Here is a 14,690-nt window from a genome sequence, read left to right as displayed (position 1 = left end):
AAAAGTAACGGCGTACTGTGGCTAAATTGTGGGGATTATAAGGCTGAGCCCAGCATAATGGTGGAGGAAGAGGACTTGGAGGATGATTTAGTCGAAGATTTCCGGCTAAAGGATATTGATGACCTCCAAGGGGCTGACTTTATTGTGGTGGGAGTCGCTTTTAAAGCTCAGAATGGGAAGCCCTATATAAAGTTTGGATTCACCAAGTATATCTCATTCAGAAAATATCGGATTCTGGAGGAGGGCGATCTTGGTCAGGGATAGAGTGCTCTCTTGGATGGAGAGTGATGTATGAAGTATCAGTACTGTGAGCTTTCCCATATTCAATTTGAAAGCTTGGTGGTCCATCTTTGTTATCGATTGTTTGGTATAGGTACCGAGAGCTTTGCTGAAGGTGTTGACGGAGGCCGTGATTCTCGATTTGACGGGGTGGCAGAAAAATACCCGAGCACAGCTTCTCCATGGAAAGGTTTAACTGTAGTTCAGGCAAAGCACACTATTGCATATAATAAGAAATTCTCTGACTCTGATTTCTTTGGTGGTGTTTCATCCGACATAAATTTGGAAGTTGAGAAAATAAAAAGGCTTATCAGGGAGGATGGCTTAAGTAACTATATATTGTTCTCCAATAGGAAGCTCCCTGCTAATGCAAACGAGTCAATTAAAAATTATATCTCTTCAGAGACAGGGTTGCCAAAGCACAATGTGGGCTTGGTTGGTGTGGAAGCCCTGGAACGCTATTGGAAGATTTATCCAGAAATACCTGAAGAAGTAGGGCTGAACCCCTTTGATATGCCGCTAAATATTGAGCCCGATGAGTTGTCGCAAGTGATCGTTGCAATAAGCTCAGGGTTGAAATTTATAGCGTCTTCAAAATCGCCTAAGGCTATAATCAGAACTGATTTTGAGAGAAAGAATCAGATCAATGATCTGAGCCAGCAATATTCAAGTCGTATTAAGAGTAAGATTGCCGAGATGGCTCAGGTCGAGGAGTTTCTTGCTGTTCCTGATAATGAAGAGTATCAGAGGCTCTATATTGAAAGTTCCGAAGAGCTTTCGGCAAAGATATCTGCGCTTCGTCGGACTGAGCAAAGTTTTGATATTGTGATTGAGCGGGTTATTGATCTCTTGATCGAGCGGGATGTTGATTTGAAATCAAATAAAGCCCTGACGAGAATGATGATCTACTATATGTATTACCACTGTGATATAGGTGATGATGATGCTGTTGTTGCCTAATAAAAATGCGCACCCTGATATGACAATATTGTCTGTCTCAGCATTTGTGCTAAAGCGGCTGAGAAGAAACAAATTCGAAACCTACTCGGACTTGCATGAGAGATTAAAAGAGTATGAGCCTCGCGCATTGACTTTGTTTGAGAAAAGTTTGCAGCTGTTGTATGTGCTGGGCCTTATTGAATATCATCAAAAAAATGACCTTATTGAGTATGTGGGGAAATGAAGCTTTCAAGAATATATTGTAATTTTGAAAGTGACTTTCATACGATTGATTTTAATTCTGGATTCAACGTTGTCATCGGGGAGATTCTGAATCCGGATGCGAAGAATACAGATGCGCACAATCTAGGAAAGAGTAAGCTTTCTGAGCTTATTGATTTCTGCCTTCTAAAGGGACGCTCTAAGACATTTTTCTTGTTTCAGTTTTATCAGATATTTGAGAAGTATGTCTTCTTTCTAGAGCTTAAGCTGAATGATGGCAGCTATCTAACAGTAAGGAGATCTGTAGAAAAGAATACTAAGATTGCGCTCAAGAAGCATTTTGAGAGCAAGTGTGATCTTAGAGGTTTTGAAGATTCCAATTGGGATTATTGCAATATACCCATAGATCGAGCAAAGCTGATCCTTGACTCCTATATAGGTCTTTTTTCAATAGCTCCATGGACCTATCGCGACGCAGTTGCCTACTGCTTGCGCTCTCAAGACGACTATACAGACATTTTTCAGCTGGATAAGTTTAGAGGGACTCATCTGAGCTGGAAACCTTATCTTGGCCGCCTCCTTGGTTTTGAGGCGAGTAATCTTACCAAGAATTATTTGCTGCGTAATCAGTTAGATAAACTTTCGGAAAATATCGCAGCTGTGAGGGCCTCTATTGGGGCTTTGCAAAGTGATCAGGAAGAGATTCTGACCGCCTTATTGGATTCAAATAAGTCTCAGGCACGCTTTCTTGATGAACAGTTGTCTAGTTTAAATTTTGATAAGGTCGAGCAAATATCGCTCAATAATGTTGCTGATAATATTGATTCAGAGCTTGATGAGCTGACAAAGGTAAGGTATTACCTGGTTTCGAAGGTTCGTAAACTTGAGAAGGCCAGGGTTATAGGTCAGGCAAAATTTAATATTGAAGACGTTTCGAGGTTGTTTGAAGAGGCTGGGATTCTATTTGGTGATCAAGTAGTAAAGTCTTATGGTCAGCTTTCGGATTTCAATGAAAAGATTTCCATTGAGCGTGATCAGCTTATAGCGCAGCAACTTAATGATTTGGCTTTTGAGTTGGAAGGGGTGTCAGAGAGGATCTCTGAGCTTAATGAAGAGCGCTCCCGTGCATTGGCCTACCTGCGTACCTCGGATGTTTTCTTGAAATATAAAGGGGCAGCTGATCGACTTGCTCAAATTAATGCAAGCATTGCTGAGATTCAGCGAAAGCTGGATGTCAATGATCAGATTAGAAATTTAGAACAGGAAGAGAGAGACCTTCTTCGCGAGAAGCGATCAGTCGTTGACGCTATTCGCCAGAATAGAGATGAGGTTGTTAGGTCTAAGGGGGGTATTTATCAGAGGATTAAAGATTCTTTCGTTTCATATGTCTCTGATGTCCTCGGTTTAACCGGTATTTTGCGCACAGAGCAGAATTCGGAAGGAAATCTCGAATATTATGCTGGAATTCTTGGGGCGGACGGCTGTGTTACTGGACAGAGCGAAGGGCATAGCTACAAGAAAATACTTTGTATTGGATTCGACTTGGCTGTGATGGAAGCCTATTCATCAAAGGATTTTGTAAGATTTCTGTATCATGATGGTGGGCTTGAAACTCTTGATGACCGAAAGAAGATCGAGTTTATTGAGTATGTTCGGACAGCATCGAATATTTTTGACTTTCAGTATATTCTGACACTGATTGACTCTGATCTTCCCAAGGGATTTAACTTCTCTAGTCAAGAGGTAGTTAGAAAACTTAGTGATAATGGTCCAGAGGGGCGACTGTTTAACATTCCCGCTTGGTAAGTTCAGCGTTATGGTCTTTTGTAGAGGGGTATAGGCTTTAAGATTCGCTGCCTGCTGCAAATGTTCTCAGGAATATAAAGAGGATCAAGCTGCGGAAAAGCGAAAACGATCAGCCATACGCGTGTTATTAGTCTGGGTCGCTGCGTGTTCGAGTGGTACTTAATGCTCCGAAGGCGCTTTAGGAGGTGGCTGTCGGCTTGTTTTGAAGTATGTAGTGGGGATAATACCCTTCAGAATTTCCCAATCGGCCTGAGACAGACGGGATAGCCGGTCTACGGATTCCAACGAACATGATCACGCTATCTCTGCTTTATGCTGATCCAAAGCTAGTGTTTCTGATACAGTGTGGCGAATTTATTCGCCGAATATGCTTAGGGTCAGATTGAGGGCTATTGGTGATGATTTCTGGCCAAGCCCGATACTCGCTTATTATGTATATCCGGCTGGTACTTTGAGGTTTCGCTCGGAAGAGTAAGTCTCTGGAATTATTTTAGATTTGATATTCCTCTTAAGAGAAAGCTGGATAATATGGTGGCTATGTGAAAGTCCTAGCAGACAAACAAGAAAGATGGTTGTTTATTTTTGCAGTTTCGGCATTTTTTCTTTTGATAGTGGTGGAGATTCGATTCAAAATTCCTCACTTCCTTGAAGGGACGGATATAGCTAAGGTTCTAGTGGCTGATGCAACTCAATCAGTTGTTGCTGATCTTCTGGTAGGGCTTTTGTCGGCTTACGTTTTCTATCTGTTGATAGATTATGCCCCAAGATTGCGCAAGGAACGTGAGGCAGAGGCAGTGTTAAATATACATTTGGCATCTATCTTAAGTGCTTTTGATAAAGTATCAGTCTTTGGTCATGAGACAGCAGTGACAGAGGTGAATTGCGATGTTCTAAGGAAGTCATGGCTGGATGCGAATATTAATCGCGTTATGGAGGGTGAGACAAGCTTCCTATCGCTAAAAACGGCCATGTTTGTTGCTCATTCTAGACTAGAGGACTTTAGGAGTTTGCTCGTGTTGGCAAGTTCTATTTCGTCTGATCGTGCGCTTAGATGGATGGTGATAACAGAAAAGGTAAAGCTGTTTGCGGAAGAATATGGAAACCAGCCGGTTGTTGAGCAAGCGGAATTTATATTTGTCGATCATAATGCAGAAGAAAGCCCATTGGGGCATTACAAAGCGAGCTTGGCTGTACGATTTCTTGAGGTTATGGAGCAGGCGGAAGAATGGCTTTACGGAAGTTCGCGTGGTAGCCAAATAGTTATGGACTACAAGACTGAGAAGCCTGTCGAAAGTCCGCAGATGGCTAAGGCGGAACTATCAGCGAGATGAGGTGTGCTTTGGTTGGCTAAAAATTGGTTTTTTATTTTAAGAAAGGAGCTGTGATGCGGTGTTCCAAGCCTTTTGTCCTTCCGGCTGTTATGGGGTTGTTGTCGGCGTCTGGAAAGTCTCCTGAAGAGAAGCTTAATTAAGCTCTGGCTAGTCAAAATAACTTATCGATCCCTATGGTTTTCAGGTGCGATTCTTGAGACTAAGTGAATATAAAAAGTAAATATTGCGGTGATATAACGCCAAGAATCGACTTGGTGCATACGCCGAGTGGACTGCTTTTTATGCACAGCTAGATGACGGCGGGAAGCTAGAGTTACAACTTATTGAAGATAAGTACGGAACTGGGCAGCCCTATAGAGCTGCGGATTCGTCTATCGGAAGCCTTTGCATAGATGTGCACGGTTGACAGTCTTCATTTAATACACCTCTGTTGGGGTTGTTTACGAAAAATCAGAAATAACTGCCAGAGTTGGCTCAGGGTTAAGGGCACGCGCAGATGGCCCGCAGGAGGCTCTCTGATGAAATCAAAATATTACGTAGTGCTATCGCTACCCTCCGCTTATCGTCGCACAGAGACCTTCCTAGGCGGCATTGCGTGGGCTGCATAAGCAGGAGATAGGCTCAACGTTAAGGTGTGTTCTCAAACATTCCAGCGGCGTTTGACAGTAGGCAGGCTGATTCCCAGCGCCCCAGCGACTTGAGATTGGCTCATGCCTTGGGCCTTGAGTTCCCGTACTTCGTCAGCAGATGCCTTCACAGGACGACCGAGGGTCTTGCCATCGGCCTTGGCACGCTGCAATGCACTCTGAGTCCGCTCGATTAGCAGGTCACGTTCAAACTCTGCAACTGCCGCAAGTACCTGCATAGTCATCTTACCGGCTGCACTGGTTAGGTCTACGCCACCAAGGGCAAGGCAGTGAACGCGAATACTACGACTAGCTAGCAGTTCGACAGTAGCCCGCACGTCCATTGCATTACGGCCCAATCGGTCCAGCTTTGTAACTAGCAGCACGTCACCATCTTCCATTCGTTCCAGGAGCTTACAGAAGCCCTGACGCTTAGCAGTTTCTACCGATCCTGAAACTGTTTCAGCGATAACGCGCTGAGGTTGTACGTCGAAGCCAGCACGTTTGATTTCCTCGACTTGGTTGTCCGTAGTCTGATCACTGGTGCTGACTCGGGCATAAAGGAAAGTGCGACTCATGACTTAGACTCCATTCGGTATCAATAATGTGGTGTCATTATGATTTAGGTGTCATAAGTCGTAAAGCATATTTTTGATACCAAATTAAACCCTATTTCAGACAGGTATCAGAATCGGTCGTTTTTGAGCCTTCTAGTCTGGTTAGCTTCTGAGTAGGGCAGGGGAGAGCTCATTTCAACGGTGGAGCCTCACGTTTATTTCCCAGAAATGAGGATTTGATCAGGGTGAAGGCCTACCGGCTAAGGCCCTCCCAGCGGAAAGCCTGATGGATGGGGCGGGTGTAAGGATATGCACATACAAAAACGCCCCAGCGTGTTAGGCCGGGGCGAGGAAAGTCCATTGATACGGAATAGTTATCTGATCAAGTTTTGAGCAGCTGCGTTACAGCCCTTCCAGCAGCTCAGAAAGGGTCACCCCCAACCCATCTGCAAGCACCTTGGCGGCTTCCAGGCTGGGGTTAGCCGTTCCATTCTCAATACGAGACATGTAAGTGCGGACGAGCTTGCATTCGTCGGCAAAGGCTTCTTGGCTGAAGCCCTTCTTGATGCGTAGCTCGCGGATTCGTTGGCCAAAGGCCGTTCGCAATATCTGATTGGTTTCCATCGAAACATGATGGTTTGGTGTGGTCCAACCGTGAACGCACCAAGTGATGTCACACCAAGAGATGACACACCAATCGTTACATTTCTTTGAAATGATGGCATCATTCTGGTGGCAAAGCAGGTGGGGATCGGCACTACCGGCTATGAACAGACGGATGCATTACTAGAAGGAAGGTGAAGGTATGAGAACGGGATTCTTGGGGGCCATTTCGATTGGTCTTATGGTGACTCTTGCGGGGTGTGCATCCCCAGAGCAGGTGGCACGCGTGAAGGCTGAGAAAGCAAAGGTGAAAAGAGACCTGATCGCTTCTTGGCCTAAAGCAAGCGTCCGATGCAAGGATGAGAAGTCTTGCAATAAGGCATTCTCACGAGCAAAGGTGTTCGTTCAGCAAATCTCGGATATGAAAATCCAGATGTCTGATGAGACTATGGTCACTACGTATAATCCAACTGAGTTCGGCTATGTAGGGTTGACAGTAACTAGATCACCTGATGTCGGGAATGAGGAAATCATCAAGATTCAACCGGTATGTAGGGGGTTGAGAAGTCTTGAGGATATCGATAGTGATATAACTGGTTTTGCGGCTGATTGTGCTAAGAAGATGGCTTATATAAATAATAATTTCAAGGCGTACATAGCGCCGGACGCTTGATCGTAGGCTAGGATATTGAGGGATTATTGCAAGACTCACGGCTATGCCAATGTGATTGCAATAATTCTTCAATAGTTGACGTCTTGGCACGGGAAGAAAGGGGCTGATGGGTCAATGCCCTAAATAGAAGTTTACAGATTTCTTAATGGTTTTAGGTGCTGACGCAAAACTTGTCTTATGTTATCTCGTCCTTGCACGATAGCGTCAGATTCATTTGGCATGGCCGGTAGCTGATAGGTTTGTGCAGCACCTTGAAAAGATTTTGAGTAGAAGAGAAGAATACCAATGAGATGATTCATCTCTCTGTGTTTCTTGTCTCTACGACTAATTAAGCTATTCATGAGGGTGTTCTGGGTTATGCTTAAGAGTGCTCAAGGTCCCCCAGAATACTCTCATACTCGCTCAAGTTATATGCCGTAAGGCTGAAGAGGGGGTTAACCCTCATATGTCTTTTCCGTGCTGGGCTAGCTCTCGCTATCGTAGAGGGTTTCCTGGAATAACTCTGATGATCACTACAGATCTTCGAACACTATCCTAAGAATTTTCTACGATACCTACCTCAGCACCTATGACAAGAGGAGCAGACGGATTTTTCGATATCCGATCCGTCTTGTGCTGACGCAGATAAGTTTTATAGTGCTAGTAAGGTATATTCAAGCTTATATGTGGATGTGGAAAAAATCTCTTAGGGATTCTCTAAGAGAAAATTTCCATACTCATACTGTTCAAATGTCTATGCTGCTCGCTGCTCAAGCTGTCTGTAAGGCTTTAACCAGTCTCTAACAGTTCGTTCATTCTTGCCAATAGCATGAGCTATCGCTTTGATAGCTACGCCCTTCGAGTACATCCTCAAGGCTTCAGCCTTACTTTCATTTCGTTTAGATTTAGCTTCAGTTTCTACTCTGAGAGGATTCATGGATAGATTACTATCAATAATCGCATTACCAAGTTTCTCAGCTAGAAACTGTGCTACAGCTTCATCTTGCACGTACAAGGTAATAGGATTTTGGTTGCTTCTGTCTCTGAGTGCAGTTCTACATACAGTTTGAAGTGTGGATTCATATAGTCTTTCATACTGAACAGCGTTTTTAATATCTTGTTCTGTTACTAAATTCTCACCGGAGAGTAGTTGTGCAAGGGTAGATAGACTACGGACATCAACAGGACTTATGTTGCCGTGCTGAAGGCAGATGGCATAGGTGTAACCTGAGTAATCATTAATCCCTCTGTTATCAATCTTGATTGGAAGAATGTTACTTCCGCCCTTGCTGTCTAAGGGCAGCTCAACCTGCAACCACTTGTGGGAAGTCATAAGTGCTTGATGGTATCCAATGTCCTCAAACACCTTCTTAAGCCACTTGTCAATATTGCAACTTTCAGTGAACTCGGTCTGTGGCTTACAAGTATTCTCCAGTGCAGCTGACTTTGAGTAACTTCTACCTGAGAGAAAAGGTTTAATAACAACCCTGTTGCCGTAACCAGTGAAGCCTAGATCGTAATCAATAATACTGACGTTCCAGCCTTTGCCTTTGAGACTTACGCCAAGCAAAGACTTGTGTAGTTCTGCACACAGAATAGTAACTTCGTCCGCTGCTTCGAATGCCGAAAGGTAGTCATGAACTCCGATGATTCTGACTGTGCGATTGATGTTCTTGTCAAGCTTATCAACTTCTACCACATAGCTAGGATCAAGCAGTTTCTCAAGCACGGAAGTGGCGGTGTCGCTGTATGCTGTACCTTCTCCACCTTTCGACAAGGTTTCGATCAGTGCCAACTTATCTTGTCTTGCCTTCATTAATTTGTGCTTCTTTCCTTCTACAGGTTCCAAGGTGATGATGCTGTTATCAAACACCTTTTGGAACTGAATATCTTGGAAGGATGGGCTAGCACAGTTCCAAATAGAAGGTACTTCATCAACATAAAGCTTCCATCCGCACAGTAGGTCAGGGCGGATCAGCAGTAATGCCGTATGTGTGCAGATGATGATGTTATCATTCTGATTGCATAACGCCTCTTCTAGTACTTGAGTAACAGTGGCGCCTTCAATAGTGTCGCTGTTTATGATGTTGAAACGAATGCCTAGCTCTTCGAGACGTTTAGTAATCTCTTCAGAAAGAAGTAGAGTAGGGAATGCAAGAACAGAGTGTTCATTACGATGTTGGCTAATGTGTTTGATCAGCCATTGGGACTTGCCAGCTCCAGGAGGAGCGATAAGGGAATTACAAGTCTTCAAATTTTTCTCCTTGCTCATTGCAAGACAAGGAGGCTCAAGCCTTCTATGGCTGAGTGTAGGTCCTCCCTGCTTGCTGGTTAGTTTTGATGTTCATTTGCTTCACCATTTCGGTAGAGTTATTCCCTCGCCAATTGAGGGGAGGGCGACATTACTCAGGTTTTAGCTGGCTGTCAATATCTTGGGTTGCTTGCAACGGCAGGATTAGAGGCGAAAGAGCTCAAAGGTTTCATAAGAGTCGACTATTTGGTCCGCTTGGGATGGCTCTCCAAGGCATCAAGAATAGCCATCCAGCACTATGCCAGGAAGTGGGTATCTTGGTGTCTTGGAGTGCCTATCCATCGTTAAGCTGCTTACTTTGTCGTGCTGCCTGGGATCTTCTTGATTGCACGAGTCATCTCTTTAATTGGCATTCGACTACCATAAATCCCAAACGTCACTGAGTAATCAGCATGGCCAAGCAGCTGTTTGATTAGAGAGTCTTGAACTCCTGCCTCCCGTAGATCATCTACAAATGTATGACGGAAGCTATGAAATGTTTTCTTCGGATCGCTGACCCCAAGCTTGTTCCGATACCGGCCAAACCATTTCGACGGTCCATAACCGTACTTTCCTCGTACAGCCTCAAGCTCAGGGAAAGCTCTGAGCGCTCCAGAGGCCCGCACCGACTCCACGTAAGAGTGAATGCCCAGCTCCATGAGTATCGGATGGATAGGAATAATCCTTCGGCTGCTGCGGTTCTTGAGCTTCTGCCCATCGAGGCGATCATCTATTCGAATGCAAGGGGTTCCTTGAATCGAGCAGAAATCATCGATATGGAGCTGGCAGATTTCCTCTAAGCGGGCGCCCGTGAACCGTCCAAGTAGGGGGAGCCAGAACCTCCACAGGTGCTTCCTAGCTTCTTGACGAAGTGTAATGAGATCCAGCAACGCCTGAAGGTCGGATCGGTCGAAGGACAAGCGAGCTTCCTTGGCAGCACCGGTCATCACCTTCACGCCACTGAGCGGATTCTGATTAATGTACCCGTTGGATTTGCACCAGTTGAAGAGTGCCGTGAGCTTCCGTAGGCGATTGTTGATCGTCACTGCGGTGATGGTTGGGTAAGTCATCTTCGAATCGACAACCTGCCTTAGGGTCATACCTTTGAATTCTGGGCGCTGAGAGAAATACTGTGGCAGCCTGCTGAGCCTATGCTTAAGGAGCCTTGCCTGCTCTGAGTCGAACGCACAGGCGGGCATGTCATCCATCAGCTCGAAGAAGTCCCGAACGGCACGTTGCACATCGAGCGTATTTGCCTCCCTCCAAGCCCCACTGCTTTCACCTTCCTTTATATACAGCTGAGATAGCGTGCTCAGTGACGGAGTGGTTGCCGTAGAGGCGGTCGTAGGTAGCAGGTGCGCAGAGGTCTGCATTGGAAGCGGAATGCAGAGATAGTGGTCAGGCGTGGCTGAGGATTGCCTAACCTCGTTTCGCCATTGGATACATAGCTGACGCAGCTCCTCGGGAGAGCTGAGTGGATTAGCAGTGAGATGCAGGTAAACCCGTTGGGCAATCCCGCTTGCCATGAACAAGGCTTCCCTTCTGCTTCTGAGATTGAGGCTAATTCGAACGGTGTCGCGTTGGCGATGCAGGTGCATGGGCAATCTCAGATTCAGGTAGTAGACGGCGCCGCGACGAATGATGAAGGCCATGGGTGTGACACCTAGGTGTGACAGCAGAGTGTGACAGTGCAGCCACCTCTAGGGCTTTCAGGACCGATTTTCTATGCAAGCTTCGGTTGGGAATACCTTGAAGGTCATGCCCCACAAGGCTTTCAGCGATGCATTTGCCGATCTGGAAGGCTTCGGAAGTACTCAGCCAATACAGCGGGAAATACACTGCCAAATGCTGGCGGGGCCGCCTCCATTTCGGGTCCAGGAAAATCTTCCGTGCCCTCCTGTCGATGCATATGTCGCCTCAGCGATAGTGACCCAGGATTTCCTCGATCTTCCCCGACGCCTTAATCTTCGCCAGCACCGAAAGCACCTCTTCGGCGCGGACTTCGGGCGCGTCCAGCACCATGCATGACAGCGGCGTTTCTTCGATCACGCTGGCGATTCTCAGGCGCTCTGCCTCGGGCAACTCACGGTTGAACCAGTTCAGCGCGAACTCGCTGCTGATCGCGTACTGATAGCGACCGATACGCAGCTTCTTCAACACCAGTTCCTGGTTGCGCGCGTCGTCGCGGGTCAGCCAGTGGCTGTCCAGCAGCGGCTGCAGGCGCGGGTAGTGATAGCCCAGCACGGTGCCGACGGATTGGCTGGGCAGGGTTTCCAGCTTGTCGGCGGGGGCATCGCGGACTACCAGCAGGTCGCGTTGCACCATCAGCGGTGCAGTCCAGCGGTAGTCCTTGAATTCATGTTCGGTCCAGGTGCGCGAGACGTAGCAGCGCACGTCGACGGAGCGGCTCAGCAGGGCCTGCTCGATGCGGGCGCGGGGCACGATGTGGAAGGCTGCGGGCCGGCCCAGTTCGCGTGCCGCCTCGTTGAACAGCTCGAACATGATGCCGCCGGTCAGTTCGCCATTCTCGATCTGCGCCAGCGGCATCGCCCAGCTATCGACCACCGAAAAGCGCACGGGACGGTCGTCGGCCTGGGCGAGGGCAGTGGTCAGCAGCAGGGTGGTGGCGAGGAAGCGCATCAAGGCTCCGTTGATGGCAGAACGACAACACAATGCCGTGTAGCCCGGCCCTTGCCAAGATGCGATAGCGACCGGTGCGGACATCGGGTGCAATTTACGGTCCGCTTCGCTAGGATTAGCGCACTTCTGCTCACCTGTCGCGATGGATTTCAATGAGTTATCAGGTTCTTGCCCGCAAATGGCGTCCGCGCTCGTTCCGCGAAATGGTCGGCCAGACCCATGTGCTAAAGGCCCTGATCAACGCGCTGGACAACCAGCGCCTGCACCACGCCTACCTGTTCACCGGTACCCGTGGCGTGGGCAAGACCACCATTGCGCGCATCCTGGCCAAGTGCCTGAACTGCGAGACCGGCGTCAGCTCGACCCCCTGCGGGCAGTGCTCTGTGTGCCGCGAGATCGATGAAGGCCGCTTCGTCGACCTCATCGAAGTGGACGCCGCCAGCCGCACCAAGGTCGAGGATACCCGCGAGCTGCTCGACAACGTGCAGTACTCGCCGAGCCGCGGGCGCTACAAGGTCTACCTGATCGACGAAGTGCACATGCTTTCCAGCCACAGCTTCAACGCCCTGTTGAAGACCCTGGAGGAGCCGCCGCCCCACGTGAAGTTCCTGCTGGCCACCACGGACCCGCAGAAACTGCCGGTGACCATCCTCTCGCGCTGCCTGCAGTTCTCGCTGAAGAACATGCCGCCGGAGCGCGTGGTAGAGCACCTCACCCACGTCCTGGGCGCCGAGAACGTGCCGTTCGAGGACGATGCGCTGTGGCTGCTCGGCCGTGCAGCCGATGGCTCCATGCGTGACGCCATGAGCCTCACCGACCAGGCCATCGCCTTCGGCGAAGGCAAGGTGCTGGCTGCCGACGTGCGCGCCATGCTTGGCACCCTGGATCACGGCCAGGTCTATGGCGTGCTCCATGCGCTGCTGGAAGGCGACGCCCGTGCGCTGCTGGAAGCTGTCCGACACCTGGCCGAGCAAGGCCCGGACTGGGGCGGCGTACTGGCCGAAATGCTCAACGTGCTGCACCGCGTGGCCATCGCCCAGGCGCTGCCCGAGGCCGTGGACAACGGCCAGGGCGACCGTGACCGGGTGCTGGCACTGGCCCAGGCACTGCCGGCCGAGGACGTGCAGTTCTACTACCAGATGGGCCTGATCGGCCGCCGTGACCTGCCGCTGGCGCCCGATCCCCGTGGCGGCTTCGAGATGGCCCTGCTGCGCATGCTGGCGTTTCGCCCGGCCGATGCCGACGGCGCGCCCAGGTCACCACTAAAGGACCTGGGGATCAGCAAGGCCACGGCTGATTCCAACCCGAACCCAGTGGCCGGCGCCGCCGTTGCAGCGCCGGTTGCATCCATTGCTCCGCCGCCTGCTGCGCCAGCGCCGGTCGCTCCTGTAGCTCCGGTCGCCGAGGTTGCTTCGGTCGTTGCCGCACCGCAGACTCAGGTGGCTCCGGCTCCGGCTCCGGTGGTGGAGGCTGCGCCTGTTGCTGCTCCCGCGCCGGTCGTCGAGGCGGTTCCTGCTCCTATCGAAGCGCAACCGGAAGTGGTCGTCGCTGCAGAGCCTGTCGCTCCGGCCGTCGAGCCGCAGCCGCCAGTTGCCGAAGCGCCGGTCGACCTGCCGTGGGACGAACCCTCGGCACCGGTTGCCACCGCTCCCGCGCCGGTCGAACCTGCTGCACCTGCACCTGCACCTGCACCCGTAGCGGCAGCGCCAGCACCTGCATCAGTGGCTGCCCCTGCACCGGTGGAAGCACCCGCACCCGTCGTGGCAGAAGCACCGGCCGACGACGATGATCGCGATGACGAGCCGCCGCCCGCCGAGGATTACTACGAAGTCGACATGGAGTCCTACGGCTACCTCGAAAGCGAGGCGCCGCAGGAGCAGGCCGAGCCGGAACCCGAGCCTGCGGCCATGCCCGCCACCGGCCTTGCCGCCGAATGGCTGGACCTGTTCCCGCGCCTGGGCCTGGCCGGCCTGACCGCCAGCATCGGCGCCAACTGCACCCTGGTGGCCGTGGACGGTGACAACTGGCACCTGCACCTGGATCCGGGCCAGAGCGCGCTGTTCAACGCGACCCAGCAGCGCCGTCTGAACGATGCGCTGAACCAGTTCCACGGGCGTACCCTGACCCTGCAGGTCACGCAGCAGAAGCCCGAGCAGGAAACCCCGGCCCAGGCCGCCGCGCGTAAACGCGCCGAGCGTCAGCGCCAGGCCGAGGCTTCGATTGCCGCCGACCCTTATGTGCTACAGATGAAGCAACAGTTCGCCGCGGTCGTCCGCGACGGTACTATCGAACCCCTGGAGGTCAAGGCTTGAGCCTTGGCCGACGACTGAACGAATCGAGGAACTCGACATGATGAAAGGTGGCATGGCCGGCCTGATGAAGCAGGCCCAGCAGATGCAGGAAAAGATGCAGAAGATGCAGGAAGAGCTGGCCAACGCCGAAGTGACCGGTCAATCCGGCGCCGGCCTGGTGAGCGTGGTGATGACCGGTCGCCACGACGTCAAACGCGTCTCCCTGGATGACAGCCTGATGCAGGAAGACAAGGAAATCCTCGAAGACCTGATCGCCGCTGCGGTGAACGACGCCGTGCGCAAGATCGAGCAGAACAACCAGGACAAGATGTCCGGCATGACCGCCGGCATGCAGCTCCCGCCTGGCTTCAAGATGCCTTTCTGATCCAGGCATCCTGCTGACCTGTAGGAGCGAGCTTGCTCGCGAACGCTCTACCGGCCCTTCACGGCCTGG

General features: G+C 50.3%; 12 protein-coding genes. 7 read left to right on the top strand and 5 right to left on the bottom strand.

Features of this window, described 5'->3' with window-relative positions:
• The first annotated feature begins 291 nt into the window (after positions 1-291).
• The 4 genes from IB275_RS19465 (at position 292) to IB275_RS19450 (ending at position 4,577) form a co-directional block, all read left to right on the top strand.
• Positions 292-1,239, top strand: coding sequence for an ABC-three component system protein (locus tag IB275_RS19465; protein ID WP_192294972.1), 948 nt, complete (start codon positions 292-294; stop codon positions 1,237-1,239).
• A complete protein-coding gene (locus tag IB275_RS19460; protein WP_412548201.1) occupies positions 1,217-1,462 on the top strand; it encodes an ABC-three component system middle component 8 in 246 nt (81 codons plus the stop codon). The genes IB275_RS19465 and IB275_RS19460 overlap by 23 nt, the downstream gene beginning before the upstream one ends.
• A complete protein-coding gene (locus tag IB275_RS19455) occupies positions 1,459-3,246 on the top strand; it encodes a DUF2326 domain-containing protein (RefSeq protein WP_192319001.1) in 1,788 nt (595 codons plus the stop codon). The genes IB275_RS19460 and IB275_RS19455 overlap by 4 nt, the downstream gene beginning before the upstream one ends.
• 539 nt (positions 3,247-3,785) lie before the next feature.
• Complete coding sequence (locus IB275_RS19450; protein ID WP_192294970.1) at positions 3,786-4,577, top strand: hypothetical protein; 792 nt, start codon at positions 3,786-3,788, stop codon at positions 4,575-4,577.
• A gap of 640 nt (positions 4,578-5,217) precedes the next feature.
• On the opposite strand, the gene IB275_RS19445 is transcribed toward IB275_RS19450, so the two are convergent.
• Together IB275_RS19445 and IB275_RS19440 are read right to left on the bottom strand one after the other, a co-directional pair.
• Positions 5,218-5,781: a recombinase family protein gene (locus IB275_RS19445; protein WP_192294969.1), complete on the bottom strand. Its 564-nt coding sequence runs from the start codon at positions 5,779-5,781 to the stop codon at positions 5,218-5,220.
• A 381-nt stretch (positions 5,782-6,162) separates the two neighbouring features.
• The gene (locus IB275_RS19440; RefSeq protein WP_192294968.1) at positions 6,163-6,384 is read right to left on the bottom strand and encodes a helix-turn-helix domain-containing protein; all 222 of its coding nucleotides are present in this window, start codon (positions 6,382-6,384) and stop codon (positions 6,163-6,165) included.
• A gap of 181 nt (positions 6,385-6,565) precedes the next feature.
• On the opposite strand from IB275_RS19440, the gene IB275_RS19435 reads away from it, so the two are divergent.
• Positions 6,566-7,036 carry a hypothetical protein gene (locus tag IB275_RS19435; protein ID WP_192294967.1) on the top strand — a complete coding sequence of 157 codons (471 nt, stop codon included), beginning with the start codon at positions 6,566-6,568 and terminating at the stop codon, positions 7,034-7,036.
• A gap of 733 nt (positions 7,037-7,769) precedes the next feature.
• On the opposite strand, the gene IB275_RS19430 is transcribed toward IB275_RS19435, so the two are convergent.
• The 3 genes from IB275_RS19430 to IB275_RS19420 all read right to left on the bottom strand — a co-directional run bounded on the left by IB275_RS19430 (position 7,770) and on the right by IB275_RS19420 (position 11,945).
• Positions 7,770-9,287, bottom strand: a complete 1,518-nt coding sequence (locus tag IB275_RS19430; RefSeq protein ID WP_192294966.1) for a helix-turn-helix domain-containing protein — start codon at positions 9,285-9,287, stop codon at positions 7,770-7,772.
• 332 nt (positions 9,288-9,619) lie between these two features.
• Positions 9,620-10,957 (bottom strand): site-specific integrase, encoded by a 1,338-nt coding sequence (locus tag IB275_RS19425; protein ID WP_192294965.1) that lies wholly within the window; start codon positions 10,955-10,957, stop codon positions 9,620-9,622.
• Between the two features lie 265 nt (positions 10,958-11,222).
• Positions 11,223-11,945, bottom strand: a complete 723-nt coding sequence (locus IB275_RS19420) for a substrate-binding periplasmic protein (RefSeq protein WP_192294964.1) — start codon at positions 11,943-11,945, stop codon at positions 11,223-11,225.
• A gap of 152 nt (positions 11,946-12,097) precedes the next feature.
• On the opposite strand from IB275_RS19420, the gene dnaX reads away from it, so the two are divergent.
• The gene (gene dnaX, locus IB275_RS19415; RefSeq protein WP_192294963.1) at positions 12,098-14,257 is read left to right on the top strand and encodes a DNA polymerase III subunit gamma/tau; all 2,160 of its coding nucleotides are present in this window, start codon (positions 12,098-12,100) and stop codon (positions 14,255-14,257) included.
• A 37-nt stretch (positions 14,258-14,294) separates the two neighbouring features.
• Positions 14,295-14,621 carry a YbaB/EbfC family nucleoid-associated protein gene (locus tag IB275_RS19410; RefSeq protein ID WP_045209089.1) on the top strand — a complete coding sequence of 109 codons (327 nt, stop codon included), beginning with the start codon at positions 14,295-14,297 and terminating at the stop codon, positions 14,619-14,621.
• The last annotated feature ends 69 nt before the right edge of the window (positions 14,622-14,690 follow it).

It is taken from the genome of Pseudomonas sp. PDM21, assembly GCF_014852505.2.
In the GTDB taxonomy this organism is placed as follows: Bacteria; Pseudomonadota; Gammaproteobacteria; order Pseudomonadales; family Pseudomonadaceae; genus Pseudomonas.
This window is presented reverse-complemented; position numbering and strand designations above follow the sequence as displayed.

Excerpts from the sequence above, each read along its gene's own strand:
- IB275_RS19455 (WP_192319001.1), top strand. The coding sequence starts at position 1,459 with ATGAAGCTTTCAAGAATATATTGTAATTTTGAAAGTGACTTTCATACG.
- IB275_RS19430 (WP_192294966.1), bottom strand. The coding sequence starts at position 9,287 with ATGAGCAAGGAGAAAAATTTGAAGACTTGTAATTCCCTTATCGCTCCT.
- IB275_RS19440 (WP_192294968.1), bottom strand. The coding sequence starts at position 6,384 with ATGGAAACCAATCAGATATTGCGAACGGCCTTTGGCCAACGAATCCGC.
- IB275_RS19465 (WP_192294972.1), top strand. The coding sequence starts at position 292 with ATGAAGTATCAGTACTGTGAGCTTTCCCATATTCAATTTGAAAGCTTG.
- IB275_RS19460 (WP_412548201.1), top strand. The coding sequence starts at position 1,217 with ATGATGATGCTGTTGTTGCCTAATAAAAATGCGCACCCTGATATGACA.
- IB275_RS19410 (WP_045209089.1), top strand. The coding sequence starts at position 14,295 with ATGATGAAAGGTGGCATGGCCGGCCTGATGAAGCAGGCCCAGCAGATG.
- IB275_RS19445 (WP_192294969.1), bottom strand. The coding sequence starts at position 5,781 with ATGAGTCGCACTTTCCTTTATGCCCGAGTCAGCACCAGTGATCAGACT.
- IB275_RS19420 (WP_192294964.1), bottom strand. The coding sequence starts at position 11,945 with ATGCGCTTCCTCGCCACCACCCTGCTGCTGACCACTGCCCTCGCCCAG.
- IB275_RS19435 (WP_192294967.1), top strand. The coding sequence starts at position 6,566 with ATGAGAACGGGATTCTTGGGGGCCATTTCGATTGGTCTTATGGTGACT.
- dnaX (WP_192294963.1), top strand. The coding sequence starts at position 12,098 with ATGAGTTATCAGGTTCTTGCCCGCAAATGGCGTCCGCGCTCGTTCCGC.
- IB275_RS19425 (WP_192294965.1), bottom strand. The coding sequence starts at position 10,957 with ATGGCCTTCATCATTCGTCGCGGCGCCGTCTACTACCTGAATCTGAGA.